Origin of the sequence: Kitasatospora sp. NPDC059577 (assembly GCF_042735475.1) — a bacterium.
Taxonomy (GTDB): Bacteria; Actinomycetota; Actinomycetes; order Streptomycetales; family Streptomycetaceae; genus Kitasatospora.
Genome location: NZ_JBHWBZ010000045.1, coordinates 41975 through 65713 on the forward strand (window position 1 = coordinate 41975; position 23739 = coordinate 65713).

Annotated in this window: 14 protein-coding genes; all 14 read right to left on the bottom strand. The window is 75.1% G+C overall.

Translation table 11 applies throughout. The features are described 5' to 3' along the window. Nucleotides 1-35 precede the first annotated feature (35 nt). The 14 genes from pepN to ACFV0O_RS28570 are packed head-to-tail and all read right to left on the bottom strand — an operon-like array spanning nucleotide 36 to nucleotide 23631. Nucleotides 36-2648, bottom strand: a complete 2613-nt coding sequence (gene pepN / locus ACFV0O_RS28505; RefSeq protein ID WP_380346533.1) for an aminopeptidase N — start codon at nucleotides 2646-2648, stop codon at nucleotides 36-38. A gap of 3 nt (nucleotides 2649-2651) precedes the next feature. After that, complete coding sequence (locus ACFV0O_RS28510; RefSeq protein WP_380346534.1) at nucleotides 2652-3389, bottom strand: tyrosine-protein phosphatase; 738 nt, start codon at nucleotides 3387-3389, stop codon at nucleotides 2652-2654. Continuing rightward, nucleotides 3386-3889, bottom strand: a complete 504-nt coding sequence (locus ACFV0O_RS28515) for a CYTH domain-containing protein (RefSeq protein WP_380346535.1) — start codon at nucleotides 3887-3889, stop codon at nucleotides 3386-3388. The genes ACFV0O_RS28510 and ACFV0O_RS28515 overlap by 4 nt, the downstream gene beginning before the upstream one ends. After that, nucleotides 3886-5436 carry an amino acid adenylation domain-containing protein gene (locus ACFV0O_RS28520; RefSeq protein ID WP_380346536.1) on the bottom strand — a complete coding sequence of 517 codons (1551 nt, stop codon included), beginning with the start codon at nucleotides 5434-5436 and terminating at the stop codon, nucleotides 3886-3888. Before ACFV0O_RS28520 ends, ACFV0O_RS28515 begins: the two co-directional genes overlap by 4 nt. A gap of 54 nt (nucleotides 5437-5490) precedes the next feature. Further along, the gene (locus ACFV0O_RS28525) at nucleotides 5491-7590 is read right to left on the bottom strand and encodes an HAD-IIIC family phosphatase (RefSeq protein ID WP_380346537.1); all 2100 of its coding nucleotides are present in this window, start codon (nucleotides 7588-7590) and stop codon (nucleotides 5491-5493) included. A 2-nt stretch (nucleotides 7591-7592) separates the two neighbouring features. Continuing rightward, nucleotides 7593-8576, bottom strand: coding sequence for a 3-oxoacyl-[acyl-carrier-protein] synthase III C-terminal domain-containing protein (locus ACFV0O_RS28530; RefSeq protein ID WP_380346538.1), 984 nt, complete (start codon nucleotides 8574-8576; stop codon nucleotides 7593-7595). Then, nucleotides 8573-9682: an acyl-CoA dehydrogenase family protein gene (locus ACFV0O_RS28535; protein ID WP_380346539.1), complete on the bottom strand. Its 1110-nt coding sequence runs from the start codon at nucleotides 9680-9682 to the stop codon at nucleotides 8573-8575. The genes ACFV0O_RS28530 and ACFV0O_RS28535 overlap by 4 nt, the downstream gene beginning before the upstream one ends. Then, nucleotides 9675-10028: an acyl carrier protein gene (locus ACFV0O_RS28540; protein ID WP_360263179.1), complete on the bottom strand. Its 354-nt coding sequence runs from the start codon at nucleotides 10026-10028 to the stop codon at nucleotides 9675-9677. Before ACFV0O_RS28540 ends, ACFV0O_RS28535 begins: the two co-directional genes overlap by 8 nt. A gap of 5 nt (nucleotides 10029-10033) precedes the next feature. Next, complete coding sequence (locus tag ACFV0O_RS28545) at nucleotides 10034-10888, bottom strand: 3-hydroxyacyl-CoA dehydrogenase family protein (protein WP_380346540.1); 855 nt, start codon at nucleotides 10886-10888, stop codon at nucleotides 10034-10036. Nucleotides 10889-10892: 4 nt separating this feature from the next. Further along, on the bottom strand, nucleotides 10893-14357 hold the full coding sequence (locus ACFV0O_RS28550; RefSeq protein ID WP_380346541.1) for a thioester reductase domain-containing protein: 3465 nt from the start codon (nucleotides 14355-14357) through the stop codon (nucleotides 10893-10895). Then, nucleotides 14354-14668: an acyl carrier protein gene (locus ACFV0O_RS28555; RefSeq protein ID WP_380346542.1), complete on the bottom strand. Its 315-nt coding sequence runs from the start codon at nucleotides 14666-14668 to the stop codon at nucleotides 14354-14356. The genes ACFV0O_RS28550 and ACFV0O_RS28555 overlap by 4 nt, the downstream gene beginning before the upstream one ends. Then, nucleotides 14665-19392: an amino acid adenylation domain-containing protein gene (locus tag ACFV0O_RS28560; RefSeq protein ID WP_380346543.1), complete on the bottom strand. Its 4728-nt coding sequence runs from the start codon at nucleotides 19390-19392 to the stop codon at nucleotides 14665-14667. Before ACFV0O_RS28560 ends, ACFV0O_RS28555 begins: the two co-directional genes overlap by 4 nt. Before the next feature lie 30 nt (nucleotides 19393-19422). Further along, on the bottom strand, nucleotides 19423-21354 hold the full coding sequence (locus ACFV0O_RS28565; RefSeq protein ID WP_380346544.1) for a non-ribosomal peptide synthetase: 1932 nt from the start codon (nucleotides 21352-21354) through the stop codon (nucleotides 19423-19425). A gap of 51 nt (nucleotides 21355-21405) precedes the next feature. Then, entirely contained in the window at nucleotides 21406-23631 is a 2226-nt protein-coding gene (locus tag ACFV0O_RS28570) for an FAD/NAD(P)-binding protein (protein ID WP_380346545.1), read from the bottom strand. Between the last annotated feature and the right edge of the window lie 108 nt (nucleotides 23632-23739).

Sequence of the window (23739 nt, forward strand, 5' to 3'; positions counted from 1 at the left end):
TGTCCAATCCGCGCCGGGTGCGGCGTCGGGAGGTGTCAGGGGGTGGTGTGCGGCCCGGGGGCGTGGGTGGCCTCGACGGCTTGGGCCCGCAGGGCGCGGCGGGCGTCGTCGTGCTGCTCGCGCACGAGGCGGCGCAGCGCGGGCGGGGCGTCGGGGTGGGTCTCCAGCCAGTGGCCGGCGGCCTCGGCCGTGGTCGGCTCGCCGAGCGGGGGGAAGAGTCCGAGGACGATCTGCTTGGCCATCTCGTGGCTGCGGCCGTCCCAGATGCCGGCGATCGCCCGGAAGTAGCGCTCGGTGTAGGGGGCCAGCAGGGCGGGTTCGGTGGTTTCGGCGAATCCGGCGATGACGGCCTTCTGCAGCTGGTTGTCCAGGTCGCCGCGTTCGACGACGGCCGCCCACGCCTCGGCCTTGGCCTCGGTGCGGGGGCGGGCGGCCCGGGCGGTGGCCGCGTGGGCGGCGCCGGCCGGGGTGGGGTCGGTCCGCTCCTGCGCGGCGATCCCGGTGTCGTCGAGGCGGCCGGCCGCGGCGAGGCGGACGGCGGCGGACCAGCGCAGTTCGGTGTCCGGGGTGAGACCGGGTCCGGGGGCGGTGCCGTCCAGGACGCCGGCGACCAGGTCGAGGTGGTCCTCGGTGCGGGCGGACGCGATGAAGGCGCGCAGCCAGGCCAGTTGGTGGTCGCTGCCCGGTTCGGCGGTGCGCAGCCGGTCCAGGGCGGACTGGCTCCAGCGGGCGGTGAGCGCGGCGCGGGCGCCGGGGTCGGTGTAGTGGTGCAGGGCGTAGGCGGCCTGGCGGTGCAGGGATTCGACCACGCCGATGTCGGTTTCGGCGCCGGAGGCGGCGAGGACCAGGTCGAGGTAGGCGTGGGCGGGCAGTTCGCCGTCGCGGGTCATGTCCCAGGCGGCGGCCCAGCACAGTGCGCGGGGCAGGGGGTCGGCGAGGTCGCCGAGGCGTGCGGTGAGGGTGCGCGTGGAGAGGTCGTCGAAGCGGACCTTGGCGTAGGTCAGGTCGTCGTCGTTGAGCAGGACCAGGTCGGGCCGGGGGTGGCCGACGAGTTCGGGGATGTCGGTGAGTTCCTGCGCGGGAATGTCGGTCTCGACGCGGTGGACGCGGCGCAGGGTGCCGTCCGCGTCCGGGTGGTAGAGGCCGATGGCGATGCGGTGCGGGCGCAGGACGGCTTCCCCGGCGGCGCCGGGCGGGAGGGCCGGGGCCTGTTGGCGGACCCGGAAGCCGGTGATGCGGCCGTGGGCGTCGGTGTCGATCTCGGGGCGCAGCACGTTGGCGCCGGCGGTCTCCAGCCACAGTTTCGCCCAGCTGCCGAGGTCCCGGCCGGAGCTGCGTTCCAGGGCTCCGAGGAGGTCGGGCAGCCGGGTGTTGCCGTGGGCGTGCTCGGCGATGTAGCTGCGCACGCCGGCGAAGAAGGCGTCGGTGCCGACGTGGGCGGCGAGCTGTTTGAGGACGGAGGCGCCCTTGGCGTAGGTGATGCCGTCGAAGTTGACGAGCACGTCCTCCAGGTCGCGGATGGGGGCGACCACGGGGTGGGTGGAGGGCAGTTGGTCCTGGCGGTAGGCCTTGGCCTTCTGGTGGTTGGCGAAGGTGGTCCAGGAGTCGGTCCAGCGCGAGTCGGGCGCCAGGGCCTGGCAGGCGAACGAGCAGTAGGTGGCGAACGACTCGTTGAGCCACAGGTCGTCCCACCAGGCCATGGTGACGAGGTCGCCGAACCACATGTGGCTGAGTTCGTGCAGGACGGTCGCGGCGCGCTTGCGGTGGGCGGCCCCGGTGGCGCGGGAGCGGAAGACGTACTTCTCGCTGAAGGTGACGGCCGCGGCGTTCTCCATGGCTCCGGCGTTGAAGCCGGGGACGAAGATCTGGTCGTACTTCTCGAACGGGTACGGGTGTCCGAAGCGTTCCGGGAACCAGTCCAGGCCCTGCCGGGTGACGGCGAACATGTCGTCGGCGTCGAGGTGTTCGGCGAGGCTGCGGCGGCAGTACAGGCCGAGCGGCAGGGTACGGTCGGCCGTGCGGTGCTCGCTGTGCACGGCGTGGAAGGGGCCGGCGGCGAGGGAGACCACGTAGGTGGACAGCCGCGGGGTGCGCCCGAAGGTCCAGGTCCGGCAGTCCGGGACGGGGCCGGGGTCGTCCGTGGCGGGCGGGGTGTTGGAGATGACCGTCCAGTGCTGCGGGGCGGTGACGGTGAAGGCGAACCCGGCCTTCAGGTCGGGCTGGTCGAAGCAGGCGAACACCCGCTGGGCGTCGGCGACTTCGAACTGGCTGTACAGGTAGGTGTGGCCGTCGAGCGGGTCGGTGAAGCGGTGCAGGCCTTCGCCGGTGGCGGTGTAGGCGCAGCGCGCGGTGACCTTGACGTGGTTGCGCCCGGGGGCGGGGTCGGGCAGTTCGATCCGGGAGTCGTGGAAGACCCGGTCGGGGTCGAGGGGCCGCCCGTTGAGGAGCACTTCGTCCAGCCGGGGTGCCCGCAGGTCGAGGAAGAGCGGGGTGTGCGGGTCGGCGCAGTCGAAGTGGATCTCGGTGACGGAGGTGAAGGTGTCGTCCCGGGCGGCTGCCGACAGGTCGAGGGTGATGTCGTAGGTGTCGACCGTCAGGGCGCGGGAGCGCCGTGCGGCCTCGTCGGCGGTGAGGTTGGTGCCGGGCATGCGTCAGTGGTCCTCGTCCGTGAGCAGCCGGGCGCGCAGGGCGTCGACGGTGTCGTCGGCGAGGCCGACGCGGTCCTTGAGGTAGCCCTGGACCGAGCCGTACCGGGTTTCCAGGTCGGTGAGGGTGAGGTCCATGATCACGGCGGGGGCGCGGCCGTAGCCGGGCCACTTGAGTTCGCGGTCCGGGTTGGCGCTCTTCCAGTCCTCGATCAGGCGCGCGGTGGCGGCCTCGGTGAGGGCGAAGTCGGCGAGGACGGTCTCGCGGGGCACGTCGAGGACGGTGAGCAGGAGGGCGCCGATGAGGCCGGTGCGGTCCTTGCCGGAGGTGCAGTGGAAGACGACCGGGCCGGGGGCGTGGGCGATCTGTTCCAGGACCTGGCGGATCTCCTCGACGCCGTCGTCGGCGACCTCGGCGAAGCGGTCGGCGAGGTAGCGCCAGGGGTCGAGCGCCGGGTCGATCTCGGCCTGGTCGTACGGGCGGTGCTCGATGCTGAGGTTGACGTAGTGGAAGCGCTCGGGTTCGGGCACCTGGCCCTTGGTCTCGATCTCCCAGGGGTAGCGCAGGTCGATGACGGTGCGGATGCCGAGGTCCAGGAAGGTCCGCCAGTCGTCGCCGCGCAGTTTGCCGAGGTTGTCGGAGCGGTAGAGGGTGCGCCAGGGCACGGTGCGGCCGTCGGCGGAGCGGTAGCCGCCCAGGTCGCGGAAGTTGTGCAGGCGTTCGAACGTGACGTGCCGGTTCATCGGTTCTCTCCCTCGGTGTGCTGCCCCGTGCGGGCCCGTGCCGCCAGTTCCCGGTTGCTCCAGGCGGGGCTGCCGGTGATCTCCTCGCCGAACCAGTGCGGCGGCACGAAGGCCCGGGCGGCCTCGACGTCGGCGAACTCCACTTCGACCACCCGCAGTCCGGTCAGGGCGCCGTCGTACTCGTCGACCGTCGCGAGGTGGCCGTCGAGCGGGACGCTCCAGCGGACCTTGCTCAGGCACTCCCCGCCGGCCAGGTCCCACAGCTGGTCGAAGACCTCGTCGGCGACGGGGAACTCGACCTCCTGGCGGACCATGGCGCCGGAGGCCGGGTCGAAGGTCTTGGCCGTCATCAGCCGGGTGCCCTCCCCCGCGCGGACCCGGAACTCCACCGGGGCGCCGGAGGGGGTCAGGTAGGCCTGCCGCAGGCGCTCGGCGGTGGCCTGCGGGGGCACCCGCCAGTCCTCGGCGACCTTGAACTTGCGTTCGATCTCGGTGCTCACCGCGACATCACCCGCAGCCCCGTGTCGGTGGACAGCCGGGCCCGGTCCAGCTTCCCGGACGGGGCGAGCGGCATCTCGGAGACGACGGTGATCCGGTTGGGCACCATGTGCGCGGGCAGCCGCTCGACGCAGGCCTGCCGCAGCAGGGCGGCGGTGCCGTCGGTGGCCTCCGCCCCGGGGCCGAGCGTGGTGTACGCGGCGAGGACGCTCTCCCCGCCGGCCGCCTCCTCCGTCACGGCCACGGCGTCCGCGACCCAGGGCACCGCGCGCAGGGCCGCCTCGATCTCGCCGAGCTCGATGCGGAACCCCCGCAGGTTGATCTGCCGGTCGTTGCGGCCCAGGTACTCGTAGGTGCCGTCGGACAGCTTCCGGGCCAGGTCGCCGGTGCGGTACCAGCGGCGGTGCGCGGTGTCGCCGGCCAGCCGCAGCTCGGGGAACCGCTCCGCGGTGAGGTCGGGCCGGTTGACGTAGCCGTGCGCCAGGCCCGGGCCGGCGATGTACGCCTCGCCGGGCTCGCCGTCGGGCACCGGGGCGCCGTGCTCGTCGAGGAGCACCATCGTGTGGTGGGCCAGCGGACGGCCGATCCAGGTGCCGCCGCGGTCGGAGGCGACCCGCTCGGGGGTGAGCGCGCCGAAGGTCGTGTGCACGGTGGTCTCGGTGATCCCGTACATGTTGACCAGGGTCTCCGCGCCGGGGCGCAGGGTCATCCAGGAGCGGACCGAGATCCGGTCGAGGGCCTCGCCGCCGAAGACCACGTAGCGCAGGGCCAGGTCGACGGGGCGCCGCTGGTAGGCCTTGGGCAGGTACTTGAAGAAGCTCGGCACCGTGCTGAGCACCGTCACCCGCTGCTCGGCGAGGAAGTCGAGCAGGGCGGCGGGGCGCTTGGCCGTGTCGGCGGGGACGAGGGCGATGCGGCCGCCGAACAGCAGCGCGCCCCAGATCTCCCACACCGAGAAGTCGAAGCTGTAGCTGAAGTACAGGCTCCAGACGTCCTCGGGGCCGAAGACGAAGGGGCCGTCCGCGCAGGAGCCGAAGAGTTCGAGGACGGCCTGCTCGTCGACGGCCACGCCCTTGGGGGTGCCGGTCGATCCCGAGGTGTGGATGACGTAGACCGGTACGTCGGCCGGCCGGGCCCGGGGGGCCGGCTGCGGCGCCGGCGCGTCCTCGCGCCACACCCGGACGACGCCGTCCGGCAGCGCCGGGCCGTCCTGCGCCGCGATGGCGACCCGGGCCCCGGTGTTGCGCGCCATGAACGCGAGCCGGTCGGCGGGGTAGGCCGGGTCCAGCGGCACGTAGCCGCAGCCGTGGCCGAGGACGGCGAGGATCGCGGCGACCACCTCCCAGCCCCGCTCCAGGCTGATCCCGACCAGTTCCCCGGGGCCGACCCCCGCTCGGGCCAGGCCCGAGCGGAACTCCCGGGCGGCCTGCTCCAGTTCGCCGTAGCTGACGTGGACGGAGCCGTCGGTGATCGCGACGGCGTCGGGCCGCTCGGCGGCCCGGGCGGCGTACACCTCGTAGAGGGACACCGCGTGCTTCAGGTCGTGCACTGGCTTCCTATCGGACTCGCGGGAACGGCGGGACGGGGCTCGGCTCGGCGCCGGTCACCCGGTGGCGGGCAGCGCGGCGAGGGCGGCGTGCAGCCGGTCGTAGCTCTCGTCGAGGTCGGCGGACACCTCGAACTCCCACAGCGGCAGGCCGGCCAGCAGGCCGCGCAGGTCCTCCTCGACGGCGGCGCACTGCTGCGCGTCCTTCGCGGTGGCGTAGTCCTCGCGGCAGCGCTCCAGGGCCTGCTCGACGTCGAGTCCGCGCAGCCCGCCGCTCTCACCGCGGACCAGGAAGACCAGGGCGTCGGGGCGGGCGCGGGTGGTCAGCCGCTCCTCCAGGGCCGGCGGCACGGTGACCCGGCTCTTGGCGCCGCCCTCGATGGAGGTGGCCGATGCCTCCCGGAGGACCTCGCTGCGGGCGATCATGTCCGGGGAGAGGTACAGGGCGCGCGGGTAGCCCCACAGGACGCCCTCGGGCTCGTCCATGTTCCGGGCCAGGATGTCCTCGCCGACCAGGCGGGCGCCCCGGTGCAGGGCCCAGTAGGTGAAGGTCGACTTGCCCACGCCGGCCGCGGCCGTCAGCACGGCGGTGCGCCCGGCGACCTCGACGGCGCCGGCGTGCAGCGGGTAGCTGCGCGGGTGGCGGCAGACCAGGTAGAGGAACAGCCGCTCCAGGATCCAGCGGCCCCACACCTGCGAGTCGTCGAGGTCGGCACGGGCGAGGGTGACGGTGCCGGACAGCGCCGCGGGGTCGAGGACGCAGCGGGAGGAGGCGGTGTCGATGACGATCGGGTCCCCGGTCATCACCTCCAGGTTGTGCGGCGGGTTGACCGCGGCGACCGCCGGGCCGTCCTGCACGTCGAAGGCCAGCCGCACGGTGCGCACGTGGCCGGCCGCGGGCGCGTCGGGCGAGGCCGACTCCGGGCCGAAGAAGTCCCGGACCACGCCGCGGGCGGCGCTGTCGTACGAGCACTCCACCCGGTGGCCGTAGACCTCGTGGACGGAGGTCAGGCGGCCGGTGCCGAGGGTGGGGGCGGTGACCCGCATGCTCGTGGAGACCTCCTGGGCGGCGGGCACCAGGTGCAGCCGCTGGATGTCGGGGCCCTCCCCGGCGGCGGGGCCGCAGTCCTCGCACGGGTCCTGGCCGAATCCGGCGAAGCGGTAGGCGACCTCCATGATCCGGTTGCGGTCGGTGCGCCGGAAGTCGGCCGTCAGGTGCACCCCGGCGGCGTGCGCCTGGTTCATCAGCCAGCGCAGCACGGTGGCACCGGTACCGAAGGACACCACCCGGCAGGAGGTGGCGAGCAGCTTCAGGTGCCAACGGCCGGGCAGGCGCTGGAGCAGCAGCACGCCCACCGCCCCGTGGCTGCCGAAGCGGTCGGTCAGGCCGGCCACCAGCACGTCGTGGTCGGGATCGGCGAGCAGGGCGGTGAGGTCCTCGTGCGAGTAGTGCACGCCCGTCGCGTTCATCTGGCTGGTGCGCAGGGTGAGTTCCTCGACGCGCGCCAGCTGGTCGGGCCCGGCGTGCTCGACGACCAGGCGCAGGTCCAGGGAGCGCAGGAACTCGTCGCCGGACCCGCTGTGCTCGGCCTCGGCGCGTTCGCGCCGCACGCCGGCCTGGTACATCGAGCGCCGGTTGGCCGCGTCCTCGGTGACCTGGGCCGGCGTGAACTCGGGCAGGCCGGTGAGTCCGGTCGCCCGCTCGGCCTCGTAGGTGCGCACCGCGGGCAGCTCGTGCTCGACCTCGGCCCGCTCTGTGGGCTGGTCGTCGATGAACGCGATGGCGGACTCGGCGAACTTGAGCTCGGCGGCGATGGCGCGGACGCTGTCGGACTTGCGGCCCCAGCCGATCTGCGGGACCAGGAAGTACTCGGCCAGGCCCAGCTTCTCCAGCCGCGCCCAGGCGTGGTCGTGGTAGTTGCGGCTGGCGACCGACTGGAGGATGCCCCGGGAGTCCAGCTCCAGGACGGTGCGCCGGATCTCCTCGGGCACCTCGACCTCCTCGTCCTCCAGGAGGGTGCCGCGCCACAGCGTGTTGTCCAGGTCCCAGACCAGGCACTTGACCGGGGCCTGGCTCTGGGCCGGGGTGGCGGCGGCCGGGGTGGCGGCGGGGGTCGGGGCGGCGGCGGGAACCGGCCCCGCGGCGGTGTCAGACATCGTCAGATCTCCCAGAGGGTGGCGGCCCAGGCGGCGACCGGGCTGTTGTTCAGGACGAGCACGTGGTCGCCGCGCCGCAGCCCGCCCTCGTCGAGGAGCCGCTGGAGGTTGAGCACGACGTCCATGGCGCCCAGGTGGCCGTACGCGGCCAGGTGGCGCCGGCACACCTGGTGGATCGGCAGGCCGAGCAGGCTCTCGTAGAAGTCGAAGGCCCCGGCGGTGACGTTCTGCATCAGGGTGGCGGCGATGTCGCCCTTGGCGACGCCGGCGTCCGCGAGGACCTCGTCGACCAGTCGGGACAGCCGCTGGCGGCTGTGCAGGGCGAGTTCGAACCGGTAGCGGTCCGCGGACCGGCACTCCTCCCGCCACTCGTACCAGGGGGCGGACTTGTAGTCGACGCGGAAGAGGTCGTGGAAGCTCCCGTCGCTCTCCATCCGGTGCGCCTTGAGCACCGGACGCCCGCCGCGCACCACCGTCATGGCGTACGCCCCGTCCCCGATCACGGTGACGGGGTAGCGCACCCGGTCCGCGCCGGTGGGACGGCTGGCGTGCGCGATGACGGCGCTGTCGCGGCGCGGGTCGGCGGCGATCAGGTCCCGGGCCAGGGCCCAGGCCGCGCTGGACCCGGTGCAGCCCAGGCCGTCCACGGTGAAGGAGAACGCGCCGGTCAGGCCGGACTCCAGCTGCACCTGGCCGACGTCCGAGCCGAGCAGGACGTCCGGGGAGCGGGGGCTGACGAGCAGCAGGAGGTCCGGGGCGGCCCCCGGTGCGAGGCCGAGGCCGCGCACCGCCTCGGCGGCGAGCCCGGCCGTGGCCCGGTCCTCGTGGACGCCCACCGTCTCGATGCCCGAACCGAGGGCGAACGCCTTCTCCTCGTGGCCGAGCAGCCCCAGTTCGGGCAGGTCGGCCACCGCGGTCCGGTCCTCGGGCAGCAGGCAGTGGATGGCTCCGATGCCGATGTCGCCCCGCTGGTCGTGCTCCGTCATGCCCACACCGCCATTGCCTCGTCCGCCAGCAGCAGACGACTGATCTCGTTGCTTCCCTCGATGACTTCCATGAGCTTCGCGTCGCGGTAGGCCCGGGCCACCACGTGCGAGTTGTCGGCGCCCGCGGAGGCGAGCACCTGGACCGCCGAGGCCGCGCCCCGCGCGGCGGCCCCCGCGGCCACCTGCTTGGCCAGGACCGCCGAGGCGGCGTGCCGCGGCTGCCGGGCGTCCCAGTCGCCGCTGGCCCGCTCGCAGGCCAGGGTCGCGGTCCGCTCCGCGGTGTGCAGGTCGGCGATGTGACCGCGCACCAGCTGGTGCCCGGCGATCGGACCGCCGAAGGCGTGCCGCTGCGCGCTGTGCCGCACGACGGCCCGCAGACAGGCCCGCAGCATGCCGACGCAGCCCCAGGCCACGGAGATCCGGCCGTGGGTGAGCGGGGACGTCACCAGGAAGGTGGCCGGCATCCCGGCGCCGCCCAGCAGGAGGCCCGCGGGCAGCCGGACCCCGTCCAGGCGCACCGTGGAGTGCCCGGCCGCCCGGCAGCCCAGCGGGTCGGGGACCCGCTCGATGCTCACGCCGGGCGCGTCCGCGGGCACCACGACGAGCGCGGCACCGTCCCCGTACCGGCCGAGGACGACGATCAGGGAGGCGTAGGCCGCGCCCGTCACCCAGGCCTTCTCACCGTTCAGGACGACCGTGTCGCCGTCCCGGGTGATCTCGGTGGTCACGGCGGCCAGGTCGCTGCCGGCGCCCGGTTCGCTGAACGCGACGGCGGCGCTCTCGCCCGAGGTCAGCCGCGGCAGGAGTTCCTGCTGCTGGGCGGGCGTCCCGAAGCGGGTGACGGTCCAGGCGGCGATGCCCTGGGAGGTCATGACGCTGCGCAGCGAGCTGCAGGCCTCGCCGGTCGCGGCGATCAGCTCGCCCAGGTCGAGGCTGCTCAGTCCGAGGCCGCCGAACGCCTCGGGCACGTCGGCGCACAGGATGCCCTTGGTGCCCAGGTCGCGGATCACCTCCCGGGGGATCTCCCCGGTGCGGTCCCACTCCTCGGCGCGGCCCTCGGTCAGCTCCGTCACCAGGGCGGCCGCCTGACGGGCGGACTCACGCATCGGTGCCGCCCGTCGTGTCCGCGCGCAGCCGCCCCACCAGGGCGGTCATCGCGCGGACGGTGCGGAAGTTGTCGAGCGTCAGGTCCGCTCCGCCGACGGCCACGCCGTACGCGGTCTCCACGTGGACGACCAGTTCCAGCGAGAACAGGGAGGTGACGGCGCCGGAGGCGAAGAGGTCGGTCTCGGGGTCCACGGGCACCTTGACCCGGCTCTCCAGGAAGGCGAGCAGCCCGGTCTCGATCTCGGTGGTGTTCTGCTGGGGGGAGGAGGTGGCGGACACGGCGATCGGGTCCCTCTCGGTCGGTGGTGTGGTGGGAGTGGGGGCCTGCACGGGGTCGGTGCGCATGCGCGTCAGGACCCGTAGTCGAAGAAGCCGCGGCCGGTCTTGCGCCCGTGGTCGCCGGCGGCGACCTTGTCGAGCAGGAGCCGGCAGGGTTCGTAGCCGGCGTCACCGGTGCGCTCGTGCAGGACCCGCAGGCTGTCCGCCACGTTGTCCAGGCCGATCAGGTCGGCCGTGGCCAGCGGGCCGGTGGTGTGGCCGAGGCAGCCGCGGAACAGCGCGTCCACCTCCTCGGGGCCGGCGATGCCCTCCTGCACGATCCGCGCGGACTCGTTGAGCATCCGCTGGAGGACCCGGTTGATGACGAAGCCGGGGCCGTCGCCGACCACGATCGACTCCCGGTCGAGGTCGGCGAGCAGCGCGAGGGTGCGGCCGAGGGCGTCGTCGGTGCTGCGGGGGCCGCGGATCACCTCGACGGTGCGGATCAGGTACGGCGGGTTCATGAAGTGGGCGCCGACGGCGTCCTCCGGGCGGGTGCAGTGCCCGGCGAGCTCGTCGACGGGGATGCCGGAGGTGTTGGTGATCACCGGGGTGCCGGGCTTCACCAGCGCCGACGCCCTGGCGAGGACGTCCGCCTTGACCGCGGGCAGTTCGACGACGGCCTCCACGACGGCCGTGGCGGGTGCGATCGCGTCGAGGTCGGTGACGGTCCGCAGCTCGGGGTGGCGGATGTCCCGCGGCAGCTTGCCGAGGAGCTGGCCCTGCCGGATCTGCCGGCGCACGTTCTGGGCGGCGCGGGCCAGGATCTCCTCGTCGGTGTCGACCAGCACGACGGGAACGCCGTGGCCGAGGGCGAGGGCGGTGATGCCCGTGCCCATCACGCCCGCGCCCAGTACGGCGAGCAGGTGGTTGTGCTGTTCCGTCACGTCTTCACTCGTTTCGGTCGGATGCTGCGGCGAGCGTGGCGCCGAGCAGTTCGCGGTAGTGCGGGTCCTGGCCGGCGAGGTGCGCGAGCGAGGAACGCAGCAGTGCCGCGGTGGGCGCGGGCTGGTGTCCGCCCTCCCGCAGCCAGGGCTTCCAGGCTTCGGCTTCGACGCCGGCGTCGGCGCCCTCGTGGTCGGCCAGGTCGTAGAGCGCCATGCTGGTCAGGATGGGGTTGTCGCCGCCGCGGGCCCGGTCGGCGACGGCGGTGAGCCAGTTGGAGCGGCTCGCCCGCCCGGTGGGCAGGCCGGCCTCGCCGAGGAGGGCGAACAGCCGGCGGGCGCCGTAGCCCTCGGGTGCGACCAGGTGGTAGGCGCGGCCGGCCGCGCCGGGGGCGAACAGCAGGTCCACGACGGCCCTGGAGACCAGGTCGACGGGGGCCATCGGCATCGGGCGGTCGTCGAGCGGGTGCACGCCGGTGGCCAGCCCGGAGGCGAGCATCCGCCAGATCATGTCCTTGGGGTTGCAGGCGCCGGTGCGGGTGGAGCCGAGAATCAGGCCGGGCCGGAAGATCCGGACCCGCATGCCCTCGGGCTCGGCGCGTTCGAGCAGCCGCTCGCAGACCCACTTGCCGACGCCGTAGCCGCCCTGGGCGGGGTCGAGGGGCTGTTCGCGGGTCTCCGTGGTCCGGCCGTCGCCGCCGAGCGCCGCGCCGGTGGCGGCGAGCGAGGAGACGAACCCGAAGTCCCGGATCCCGTGCCGGCGCGCCCAGCGCAGCAGGCCGAGGGTGGCCAGCACGTTCTCGGAGCGCAGTTCGCTGTACGGCTCGGTGAACACGACCCTGGCCGCGCAGTGCAGGATCCGGCCGACCTCGCGGGCGAGTTCGCCGTCCCGGTGGTCCTCGCAGACCTGCTCGACGGTGTTCAGGTCGCCGAGGACGACCCGGACCCGGTCGGGGTCCGGGGCGGGCAGGGCGTAGGCCGCCGCGGCCCGGCGCAGCCGCTCCAGGCCCTCGGCCTCGTCGTCGGCGCGGACCAGGCAGTACACCCGGTGTTCGGTGGTGTCGAGGAGCTGGTGCAGCAGGAAGGCGCCGAGGAAGCCGGTGGCGCCGGTGAGGAGGACGCCCGTACCGGGGGCCTGTCCGGGGGCGGTCTCGCCGAGCGGCAGGGCGAGGTCGGCGTCGACGAGGGCGCCCTCGCCGTCGGCGATCCGGTCGTGCTCGTCGGGGCCGGTGTCCGCGGTGTTCCTGGCGTCGACGATGGCCGCGAGGCGCCGGACGGTGGCCTTGCTGCCGCCGGCCCGGTGCAGGTTGACCAGGACGCCGAGGCGGGCGTGGATCTCCAGGCCCATCCGGACGGACAGCAGCGAGGTGCCGCCCAGGGTGCCGAACTCGTCGTCGGGGTCGATGGTGTCGGAGCCGAACAGTTCGGTCCAGATGTCCAGGAGGGTGTCCGTGGTGGCCGAGCCGGTGCGGGTGCGCGGTGCGGGCGCCGCGGCGGTGGCCGCGGGGGCGCCGGCCCGGGGCAGGGCGGTGTGGTCCAGCGCCCAGTAGCGGCGGCGCTCGTACGGGTAGGTGGGCAGGTCCAGGCGGCGGCCGCGGCCGCCGCGGGCGAGGTACTCCCAGTCGACGGCGGCGCCGTTCAGCCAGGCCGTGGTGAGCGCCTCGTCGAGGGCGTCGGGGGTGGGCACGCCGTGGGCGTCGAGGAGCAGCTCGGGGTGCCGGCCCGCGGTGCCCGGTGCGCCGACCAGGGCGAGGACGTGGGCGTCGGCGGGGGCTTCGGCCGGGCCGGCCGCCACCTCGGCCTGGCCGGCGAAGGCCCGGACGAGGTGGTCGAGGATCCGGGCGGGCACGGCGGGCTGCGCCGGGGGCAGGAGGAGCACCCGGCGGGAGGTGGCCCGTACGGTGCGGGCGTGCGGCGGTCGGGGCAGTCGCAGGGCGGCGGCCAGCCGGTCCGGGGCGGCGGTCACGACCCGGCGTTCGGCGAAGGCGGAGCGGCCGACCCGCAGGGTGTGGGCGACGTCGCCGGCGGGCGCGCCGGCGTCGAGGCGGTCGGCGACGGCGCGGGAGAGCGCGTCGAGTTCGGTGCGGGTCCGGGCGGACAGCACGAGGCGCACCCGGTCGCCGGGGTCGGCCGACGGCCGGGTCGGCGCGGGCGGCGGGGCGAGGACGACGGTGGCGTTGGTGCCGCCGAGGCCCATCGAGTTCACCAGGACGTGCCAGTCGTCGCCGTCCTGGACCGGGGCCTGCTCGGTGGGGATCCGGAAGGGGCTCTCGGCCAGCACGCCCGGGTCCCGCGGGTGTTCGAAGGACGGGTGCGGGGGCACGACGCCGGTGCGCGCCACGTGGACGGCCTTGATGAACCCGGCGATTCCGGCGGCCCAGCCGGCGTGGCCGATGTTGGCCTTGACCGAGCCGAGCGCGCAGCCGCCGGGGGCGGGCTGGGGGCTGCCGGCGTCGCGGGCCGCGGCGCGCATCCCGTCGGTCAGGCCGCGCAGTTCGAGGCTGTCGCCGAGCTGGGTGCCCGAGCCGTGGGCCTCCACGTAGCGCACGGTGTGCGCCGACGCCCCGGCGACGGCGAGCGCCCCGGCGACCACGCCGGCCAGGCCCGCCGCGCTGGGCGCGGTGAAGCCGGACCGTACGGCGCCGTCGTTGCCGATCGCGCTGCCGCGGATGACGGCGAGCACCGGGTCGCCGTCGGCGAGGGCGTCGGCGAGGCGGCGCAGGACCACGGCGCCCACGCCGGCGCCGGCGCCGGTGCCGGTGGAGCGGGCGTCGAAGGGGCGGCAGTGGCCGTCCTCGGACATCACGCCGCCGGGTGCGTGGGTGTAGCCCACCAGGGGGTCGCTGACGGCGGCGCCGCCGACCAGGGCGAGGTCGCACTCGCCGGAGAGCAGGCTCAGGACGGCCATGTGGACGCCGGTGAGCGAGGAGGAGCAGGCGGTCTGGACGCCGACGGAGGGCCCGCGCAGGCCGAGCTTGTAGGCGACCCGCGAGGCGATGAAGTCGGCGGTGCCGCCGAGCGTGAGGTCCAGGTCGTCGACGGCGGCGGCGAGGCCGTGTTCGCGGACCTTCGCGGCCTGCAGCCCGAAGGTGTACGGGCTCGGCCCGCCGCTGGCGAACACGCCGGTCACGGGGCCGCTGCCGGAGGGCGCGTGCCCGGCGGACTCCAGCGCCTCCCAGCACACTTCGAGGAACAGGCGGTGGGCCGGGTCGATCAGTTCGGCCTCGGCCGGGGAGTAGCCGAAGAACTCGGCGGCGAACAGCTCCACGTCGGGGACGGTGGCCGCGACCGGCACGAAGGCCGGGTCCTTCAGCTCCGCGTCCGACATGCCGGTGGCGCGCAGCCGTTCCTCGCTCTGCTCGCGGGTCGAGACGACGCCGCGGAGCAGGTTGTCCCAGAAGGCGGCGGCGTCCGGGCTGTCGGGGAAGCGGCAGCCGGTGCCGATGACCGCGATGTCGGTGCCGGCGTTCACGCGGCGCCTCCGGGGGTGGTGCCGCTGCGGCCGAGGAGCCGGGAGCGGTCGCGGCCGCCGAGGGCGGTGTCCGCCGGGGCGGCGGTGGCCGGACGGTCGGTCAGCAGGGCCGCCTGGGCGCGGACGGTCGGGTGCTCGAAGAGGTCCTCGATGGCGACCTCGCGTCCGGTGATCTCCTCCAGGTGTTCCTGGAGGACCATGACGAGCAGCGAATGGCCGCCCGCGTCAAAGAAGTTGACGTCCACGTCCTGGACCTCGGCGCCGAGCACCGTGCTCCAGATCCGGCGTACGTCCTCGATCGGGTCCGTCATGGTCGTGCTTCTCCAGTCTCCTGGCCCGGGTCGGGCCGGTCGGTGTGTGCGCGCTGGTCCGGCTGCGGCGGCAGGGCCGGGCCGTCCGGCTCCGCGGCCAGCCGGTCGGCGGCCCGGACCAGGGCGTCCAGTAGCGTCTGCGCGGTGGCGGCGTCGAACAGCGCGGTGGCGTAGGCCAGTTCGAGTTCGATGCGGTCGCCGGTGTCCCGCAGGGTGAGTTCGAGTTCGTACTTGATCCGCAGCCCGGGCGGCGGGAGCTGCCGGGACTGCGCGGCGGGCCCGAGGTCGGGGACGGCGGGCGGGTCCATGACCGCGGTGACGAGCACCGGGGTGAGCGGCGGACGGCCGAGGGAACGGCCCGGGTCGAGTGCGGCGACCAGGGTCTCGAAGGGCACGTCCGCGTACCGGTAGCCGGCCACGCTCTCGTCCCGGACCCGCTCCAGCAGGACCCGCCAGGTCGGCTCGTCCCGCAGGTCGACCCGCAGCACGAGGGTCTTGACCAGCATGGCCACGGCCTCGGTCTCGGCGACGGTCGCCCGGCCCGCCCAGGGGAAGGCGAAGAGGAAGTCGCGCTGGCGGCCGGTCCCGGCCAGGACCGCGCCGAGCAGCGCGGGGGCCGCCATCGACACGGTGGCCCGCTCGGCGGCCAGGGTCGCGCGCAGGGCGGCGCTGGTCCCGGCGGTGAGCCGGGCCCGGCGGACGTCGGCCGAGGTGTCCTGGGACCGGGGGCGTTCCCGGTCGCGCGGCAGGTCGATGTCGGTGGGTGCGCCGCGCAGGCGGGCCAGCAGGGCTTCGGCCGGGTCGGCACCGGACGGGGCCCGGTCGGCTGCCGCCGGGTCGGCCGGGTCGGTGGCGGCCAGGTCGGCGGGGCCGGTGGCGGCCAGGTCGGCGGGGCCGGTGGCGGCCAGGTCGGCGGGGTGCACCGCGGTCGGCAGTTCCGGCTTCCGCCCGTCCGCCAACGCCCGGTACACGTCGCCGAGTTGACGGAGCAGGAGCTGCTGCGCCCAGCCGTCGGCGACGATGTGGTGGATGACGAGCACCAGCAGGGTGCGCGGGCCCGCGGTGAGGACCCGGGCGCGGACCGGCGCCTGCTCGGCGAGGTCGAAGGGCGTCCAGCAGTACTCCGTGAGCAGCGCGGTGAGCGCCGCCTCGTCCAGGCCGGAGACGTCGGAGACCTCGACCTCGGGCAGCGGGGCGTCCGTGGTGCACAGCACCTGCCGGCTCGCCAGGTCGAGGCGGAACCGCGAGCGCAGGGCGGGGTGGTGGCCGACGACGGCGGCCACGGCGGCGGCGAGCAGCCGCGGGTCGGCGCCGGTCGACTCCACCACCGTGGGGGCCAGGTAGGCGGCGCGCTGGCCGGCGACCCGGTCCAGGAACGCCATGCGCTGCTGGACCGGGGTCGCCGGGTGCCGGCCGTCGTCGGCCCGCGCGGCGCCCGGGCGGGTGTCGCCGCCGGCCCGGCCGGTGCCCGGGTGCGCGCCCCGGGCGGCGTCCCGCAGGGCCGCGAAGCCGGCGACGGTCGGGCTGGTGAGGAAGTCGCCCAGGGCGAGGGCGAGGCCGTCCTCGCGCTCGACGGCGGCGAGCATCCGCACGGCCAGCAGGGAGTGCCCGCCGAGCGCGAAGAAGTCGTCGTCCGGTCCGAGCTGCTGCTCGGTGCCGACCGGGGCGCCGCGGTCCTCGGTCGCCAGGGCCGCCAGGAAGCGGTCGCTCGCCCAGCGGTGGGCCGGGTCGGCACCGACCGCGCGGTGTCCGGCGCGCGGCAGCGGCTCGGCACGCAGGGAGCGCAGCGCCCGGAAGTCGATCTTGTCGTTGACGGTCATGGGCAGGGCGTCCACCGGGTGGACCGTCCCGGGCAGCACCGCGGCCGGGAGCCAGCGCAGCAGCGGGCGGACCACGTCCTCGTGGGTGAGCGCGCCGCCGGAGGCGTCGAGGACCACGTACGCGACCAGGCGCGCCGGGTCGCCCTCGGCGGTGACCGCGGCGGACAGCACGGCCTCGTGCTGCTCCGCGATCAGGGTGGCGACCTCGGCGGGCTCGATGCGGTTGCCGAGGATCTTGACCTGCTCGTCGGCCCTGCCCAGGTACTCGACCAGGCCGTCCTCGCGGATCACGACCCGGTCGCCGGTGCGGTACATCCGGGCGTCGGGCTCGTCCGCGGGGGCGAAGGGGTCGGGCAGGAATGCGGTGGCGGTCAGGTCGGGGCGGCCGAGGTAGCCGCGCGAGACGCCCGCGCCCGCGAGGTACAGCTCGCCCGGGATGCCGGGGGGCAGTTCCTCGCCGTCCGCCCCGAGCACGTAGGCGCGGGTGTTCCAGACGGGCAGGCCGATGGCGGGGGCCCGGGGGTCCTCCGGGGTGACCGGCGCGCACAGGCTGGTGCAGGAGACCTCGGTGGGGCCGTACACGTTGCGCAGGGGCACGCCCCAGCGGGCGTGGCACTCCGCGGCCAGGGCGCGGGTCAGCTTCTCGCCGCCGAGGTACAGCATCCGCAGGGTGCCGGCCCCGGGCCGCGCCCCGTCGGCGACGGCGTCCTCGGCGTCCTCGGCGTCCTCGGCGTCGAGGACGGCGCGCAGCAGGCCGGGGGTCATCGCGGCCACGGTGGTGGTGCGCAGCAGCGCGAGCATCGCCCGGCCGTCCTTGCGTTCCACGTCGTCGGCGTAGACGAGTTCGGCGCCCGAGACCAGGGCCCGGAAGGTCTCGAAGGTCGCCGGGTCGAAGGAGGTGCCCACCACGCACAGCAGCCGGTCGGCCGGGCCGAGGCCGGAGTCGTCCGCCCACCACAGCACGGTGTTGGCGAGGCCGCGGTGCGGGACGAGCACGCTCTTGGGCCGGCCGGTGGTGCCGGAGGTGTAGATGACGACGGCGGTGTCCTCGCCGGCCGGTTCGGGGGCGCGGCGCTCACCGGTCGGGCCGTGCCGCAGGGCGTCGAGGTCGAGGATCCGGACGTCCGCGCCGGTGGCGCGCAGGAGCCGGGCCCCGGCGTCGTCCGCCAGGACGGTGTCCACGCCCAGGTCGCCGAGGATGTACTCCAGGCGTTCCACCGGCGTGTCCAGGCCGAGCGGCACGTAGGGGCGGCCGGTGCGCAGCACGCCGGTCCAGCCGGCGGCCAGGGCGGGGCCGCGGGCGGCCAGGACGGGAACGGCGGCCTCGGCGCCGGTCGGCGTGCCGGTGCCGGCGAGGGCGTGGGCGACGGCCCAGGACCAGTGGTCGAGTTCGCCGCGGCTGATCCGGTCGGTGCCGGCGCTGACGGCGACGGCCCCGGGGTCCTCGGCGAGGCGGGCGGCCAGCGGGCCCAGCAGGGAGCGGTCGGCGGGCGGCTCGGCGCGGGCGTGGTCCCGGGCCGGGCCGGCCAGGACGCCGGGCACGGGGGCCAGGGGGGTGCGGGCCGACAGCGGCAGCCGGGCCAGGGGCGTGCCGGGGGCGTCGACGGCGGCGGTGAGCAGCGCGAGGTAGGCGTCGCGGAAGCGGGCGGCGGTCTGCGGGGTGCAGAGGTCGAGGTCGTACTCGATGGTGCCGGTCACCCCGCCGGGGTGGTCCTCCAGGAGGAACAGCAGGTCGTAGCGGGCGGTGCCGGTGGGCAGCAGCTCGGGCTGCTGCCAGCGGGCCCGGCCGGCGGTGCGCGGCATCGGCGCGTTCTGGACGCCGAAGGCGACGTCGGTCAGCGAGCTCCGTCCGGTGCCGCGCTTGGCGGCGGTGAGGGCGGTGAGCCGGTCGAACGGCAGGTCCTGGTGGGTCAGGGCGCGGAAGGACTCGGTGCGCGCGTCGCCGCACAGTTCTTCGAAGGTCTGCGTGGCGGCGGGCCGGCAGCGCAGCGGCACGGTGTTGACGAAGCAGCCGACCGCGCCTTCGAGGCAGCGCTTGGGCCGGTTCGCCATGACGGTTCCGACGACGAAGTCGGTCGAGCCCGACCAGCGGCGCAGCACTTCCTGGAAGGCGGCGAAGAGGACGACGAAGGGGGTGGCGCGCAGCCGGGTGGCGAGTGCGCCGGTGCGTTCCCACAGGTCCGCGGGGACGGGGAAGGCGAGGTGGCCGCCGGGGCGGGCTTGCGTGCCGCGGGCGCCGCGGCCGGGGAACAGCGGCGGGTCGTCGGCGTCGGTCAGTTCCTCGGCGCGGGCGGCGGAGCGGCCCTCGACGTCGCGCAGGCCCCAGGAGGCGCGCTCCCAGTGGGCGAAGTCGGCGTACTGGACGTCGGGTTCGGGCGCGGTGTCGGCGGCGGTGTCGGTGTCGGTGTCGGGCGAGTCGGCGCCGAGCGCCGACCGGTAGCCGTCGTGGAGGTCGTCGAGGAAGGTGCCCAGCGACCAGCCGTCGAAGGCGATGTGGTGCAGGGTGACGAGCAGGGTGTCGCCCTCGGGGGCGCCCTGCCACAGGTCGCAGCGCAGCGGGCGGCCGGCGGCCAGGTCGAAGGGGGCGCGGGCGCGTTCGGTGAGTTCGGCCGGGCCGGGCCGGGCGGTGCCGTGGTGGAGCGCGAGGTCGGTGGGGCCGGGCGGGAGGACCTCCTGCCGGGGGCGGCCGTCGTGCAGCCGGTAGGCGGTGCGCAGGGCCTCGTGCCGGGTGACGGTGCGCAGGAGGGCGCGGCGCAGGGCGGGCACGTCGACCGCCTCGTTCCAGCGCAGCAGCAGCGGCACGTTGTAGGCGGCCGTACCGGGGTGGGCCTGTTCGATGAACCACAGGCTTTCCTGGGCTGCGGACAGGGGTGCGTCGGTGGCGCCCCGTCGGATCAGTTTCACGCTGCTCTGCTCCCCTTCGTGTCTTTCCCGTCAGCGCCGGGCGGTCGCCGAGTGCAGGACCTTCTCGGTCAGGTCGGCCAGGTCGGTGGCCAGCAGGACGTCGGCCGGCCCGAGGTCGGCGGACACGGCCTCGTTGACGCGGCCGGCCAGTTGGATCGCGAGGATCGAGTTGCCGCCCGCTTCGATGAAGTTGTCCTCGTCCCGGGCTTCGGCGACCTCCAGGACCTCGCGCCACAGGCGCCGGACCTCGGTGGCCGGATCGCCGTCCTGCGGGGCGGGGCCGTCACCGGGGTCCGGGGCGTCGGATACGGAGGCGGCGTCGGATGCGGAGGGGGCGGAGGCGGCGTCGGATGCGGAGGCCGCGGCGGGCGTGTCGGGCGTGTCGGGCCGGTCCAGGGCGAGCAGCGCGTCCCGGTCCGCCTTGCCGGTGGGGCCCAGCGGGATGGCGTCGAGGACGGTCCACCGGGTGGGCAGCATGTAGCCGGGCAGTTCGCCGGCGAGCGCGGTCTGCAGCTCGGTCACGGTCCGGGCGGGCGCGTGCCGGTCCCCGGCGGGCAGGACGAAGCCGACCAGGACGGCGGCGGCCCCCTCCCCCGTCTTCTCGACGACGGCCGCGGTGGCCAGGCCGGTGGCCACGGCGGCGCGTTCGACCTCCTCCAGTTCGACCCGGAAGCCGCGGATCTTCACCTGGCGGTCGAGCCGGCCGAAGATCTCCAGGCTGCCGTCGGGGAGCCTGCGGACGAGGTCGCCGGTCCGGTAGAACACACCGTCGCCGGCGGCGTCCGGCAGGGTGGTGAACCGCTCCGCCGTCAGTTCGGGTCGTCCCAGGTAGCCGAGGGCCACGCCGGGGCCGCCGATGGCCAGTTCGCCGCGGTCGCCGTCGGGCACGGGTGCCAGGTCGGGGCCGAGCACGCGCAGTTCGGTGTGCTGGATGGCGCCGCCGATGGGTGCGCGCACCAGGTCGCGCAGCTTCTCGGCGTCGAGGTCGTGGTAGGTGGCGAACGTGGTGGTCTCGGTGGGTCCGTAGACGTTGACCAGCCGGTCGGGGCCGCCGGCGGCGAGGACCCGGCGGGCGGCCTCGGGGCTCAGCGCCTCGCCGCCGACGAGCAGCGTCTCCAGGGTGCCGAGGGCGCCGGGGCGTTCCTGGGCGATCATGTGGAACAGCGAGGTGGTCAGGAACATCGCCGCCACGCCCTCGGCGCGCAGCAGGTCCAGCCAGCGGTCCAGGCCGGTGGCGGCCACGGAGGGCATGACGACGACCGTGCCGCGGGCGGCGAGGGTGGCCCAGATCTCGAAGGTGGTGGCGTCGAAGGCCGGGTTGGCCACGTTGGCCACCCGGGTGCCGGGCCGCAGGGTGCAGTAGGTCGGCTCGTCGACGAGCCGGAGCACGGCGCGGTGCGGGACGAGGACGGCCTTGGGGCGTCCGCTGGTGCCGGAGGTGAAGTTGACGTACAGCGGGTCGTCCCCGCCGGCGTCGTGGCCGCCGGCGTCGTGGCCGGTGCGGCCGTGGTCCGGTGCGGCCGTTCCTGCGGTGCGGACGGCTTCGATCCTGGGCAGGTCCGGCGCGACGGCGGCCGCGCGGCCGTCGCCGGACGCGGTGACCACGAAGCGCGCCGCGGCGTCGGCCAGTTGGGCGGCGGAGCGCTGGGCCGGGGCGTCCAGGTCGAGCGGCACGTAGAAGGCTCCGGCGCGGGCGGCGGCCAGCACGGCGACGACCAGGTGGGCTCCGCGGTCGAGGGCGATGCCGCAGGCGTCGCCGGGGCGCAGGCCCGCGTCGGTCAGGCGTGCGGCGAGGTCTCCCGCCAGGTCCCACAGGTCGCCGTAGGAGAGTTCGCGGCCGGTGACCGCCTCGCGCACGGCCGGTGCGCCGGGGTGCTGCCGGGCGTGCTGTCCGATGAGGTGGTGGACCCCGGTCGGGTGTGCGGCCGGGGTGCTCGGTTGGGTGCGGGCGTGGGTGTCCATGGCGGTGGCGTCTCTGCTGGGGTCGGATAGGGGCGGTCGGGCGTGGCCGCTTCAGCTCCCCAGGCCGGCCTGGGCCCGGAAGGTGCGCAACCAGCGGAGGGTGAACCGCATGGCGTGGTGGTCGGAGCCCGGCTTCATCGCACCGCCCTGGAAGAACTTCTGTCCCTCGATGGCGGGTCCGAGGACGCTGATGCGCCGGTCGACGCTGCTGTCCGGGCGGATGACGCAGAAGTCGTCGGTGAGGTCGAGGCCGCCGGGCCGGAAGTCCTCGCCGCCGCCCCGGTGCGGGTTGACCCAGGTGCGGACCAGGCCGCGGCGCAGCAGGTTGGGGTAGAGGGGGGCGATGTCGGCGGCGGCGTCGAAGGCCGGGACCCGGGCGTCGAGCAGGACGTCGATGCGGTGGGCGGCGCCGGTGTGCGGGCCGGTGACCACGAGGTGCCGGCCGTCGGTGTCGACCCGGGCGCCGGGACCGGCGGTCACGTCGAGGATGCCGTGCTCGATGAGGGCCCGGATGCGGTCCATGACGTCGGGGACCGGGCCGTAGGCGAGCCGGTTGTGCTGGCGCAGCCAGGTGCCGAGGAAGCGGCGGTGGGCGTCGGCGTGCAGGCCGCCGTCGTTGACGGCGTGCACGATGACCGGGCGCAGGCCGCGCCAGACCGCGTCCGCGGCGGTCTTGGCGGGGTTCTCGAAGACGCCCTGGCGGGCCCACAGGTGGTCGGTGGCCATGAATTCGACCATCGCCTTGCGGTACTGCTCGGGGGAGGTGCGGTCGCCCGGGGCGATCGGTTCGAGGGTGCGTTCCCAGGAGAACAGGTTGCCCGAGGGCAGGACGGCGTGCCGGGTCGGCGAGGTCAGTGTGGCGACGAGTTCGGCCGTGCGGGCCGGGTCGTCGAGGACGGCCTCCAGGCTCCGGCGGTTCTCGGCGCCGAGCACCACGTCGGCGTAGCGCCGCAGCAGTTCGGGGAAGGACCAGTCGCGCGGCCGGGCGGCGAGGTCGCGGTACGGGGTGCGGCCGAGGAGCAGCGATTCGACGGCTTCCACCGCCTCGGCCACGGCCCGGTCGAGCGGGGCGGTGAGGTGGGCGACGGAGTCCTGCGCGGGGGCGGTGCCCGCGGTCCGGTCGAGGAAGTCCTCCCGGGCGGCGGCCGAGACCCGTACGAGGTGGCGGCCGAAGTCCGGGCCGAACAGCGTCGTGTGGTGGAGCAGGGCCATCTCCGCCGTGATGAGCGGGAGGAGGTGGCGGTCGTAGTCGATCTGACGCCGGGTCACCTCTCCGACGCGCACGGGGTCGCTGCCGAAGTTCTCGCGGATCCGGTCGACGGCCTCGACGGTGAGGAAGACGCCCCGGTGCTTGCCCTTGGCGGCGCCGGCGGGGGTGAGCGGCCGGGCGAAGGCGAAGAGCCCGGATTCGCTGAAGGCGACGATGGAGCGGGGTTCGCGGCCGGAGGGCTCGTAGCGCAGGGCGCCGTCCTCGGTGCGGACGAAGCGTCCGCCGCGGCCCTCGGTGAGGTGGAGGACGGCGTCGATGCCGGTGAGCATCGTCCCGGCGCAGCCGACGACGGTGCCGGGGCCGGCGACGTCGGCGGTGAGCCGCTCCTCCAGGGGGTAGGCGCTGGCCAGGAACGCGACTCCCGGGGTCCGTTCGGCGTCCTCGGCCCACCGGCGGGTCCGCGGGGAGTGCCGCGGGTCGTTGTACGAGTGGCCGGTGAGCAGCAGCAGGTGGTCGACGTCCGTGTGCGCGGGGGCTCCCGGGCCGGCGGCGGGGACGGAGGTGAGGCGCAGCGGGCCGCTGGTGCCGGGGGACGCGAGGTCCTCGACGTCGGTGACCTCGCGGTGGTGCAGTTCGACGGTCACTCCGGGGCGGGCCCGCAGGATGTCCACGTAGGCGTCGAACTGCTCGCGCAGGGCGAGGCCGTGCAGGTAGCGCTTGGGCCAGTCGTCCGGGCCGATGTCGAAGCGGGGGTCGCCGGTCCGGTCGAACCTGCGGCGGGCCCAGGTGTAGAGGCTGGGGCGGAGCTCCTCGGGGAGCAGCGGGCCGGCGTCCTCGACGCTCTCGTCGGCGCCGAAGGAGACGTGTCCGGCGACGCGGTTGAGGAAACTCGTGGGGGCCTGCAAAGGACTGTGGACCCGGCCGGCACCGAATTGCCCGGTGCGTTCGAAGACGTGGATGACGAGTTCGACGGGGTCGCCTTCGGCGCCTATCGAAGCGGCCAGCCTCTCCATCGCGTACGTGCAATAGGGGCCGCCACCAACAATTGCCAGGCGTATCGGGGTCACAGCTTCCTCTCTAGATCCGCGGTGTCCTCGTGAGGCCCGTTCCGGATGTCGATTTTCGAGACGGAAGGAATTCGCGGCGCAGGTATGCGGGTATGCGCCGGAATACCG

Coding starts and splice junctions, on each gene's coding strand:
- pepN (WP_380346533.1), bottom strand. CDS start 2,648: ATGCCCGGCACCAACCTCACCGCCGACGAGGCCGCACGGCGCTCCCGC.
- ACFV0O_RS28530 (WP_380346538.1), bottom strand. CDS start 8,576: ATGACGGAGCACGACCAGCGGGGCGACATCGGCATCGGAGCCATCCAC.
- ACFV0O_RS28555 (WP_380346542.1), bottom strand. CDS start 14,668: ATGACGGACCCGATCGAGGACGTACGCCGGATCTGGAGCACGGTGCTC.
- ACFV0O_RS28510 (WP_380346534.1), bottom strand. CDS start 3,389: ATGAACCGGCACGTCACGTTCGAACGCCTGCACAACTTCCGCGACCTG.
- ACFV0O_RS28525 (WP_380346537.1), bottom strand. CDS start 7,590: ATGTCTGACACCGCCGCGGGGCCGGTTCCCGCCGCCGCCCCGACCCCC.
- ACFV0O_RS28535 (WP_380346539.1), bottom strand. CDS start 9,682: ATGCGTGAGTCCGCCCGTCAGGCGGCCGCCCTGGTGACGGAGCTGACC.
- ACFV0O_RS28540 (WP_360263179.1), bottom strand. CDS start 10,028: ATGCGCACCGACCCCGTGCAGGCCCCCACTCCCACCACACCACCGACC.
- ACFV0O_RS28565 (WP_380346544.1), bottom strand. CDS start 21,354: ATGGACACCCACGCCCGCACCCAACCGAGCACCCCGGCCGCACACCCG.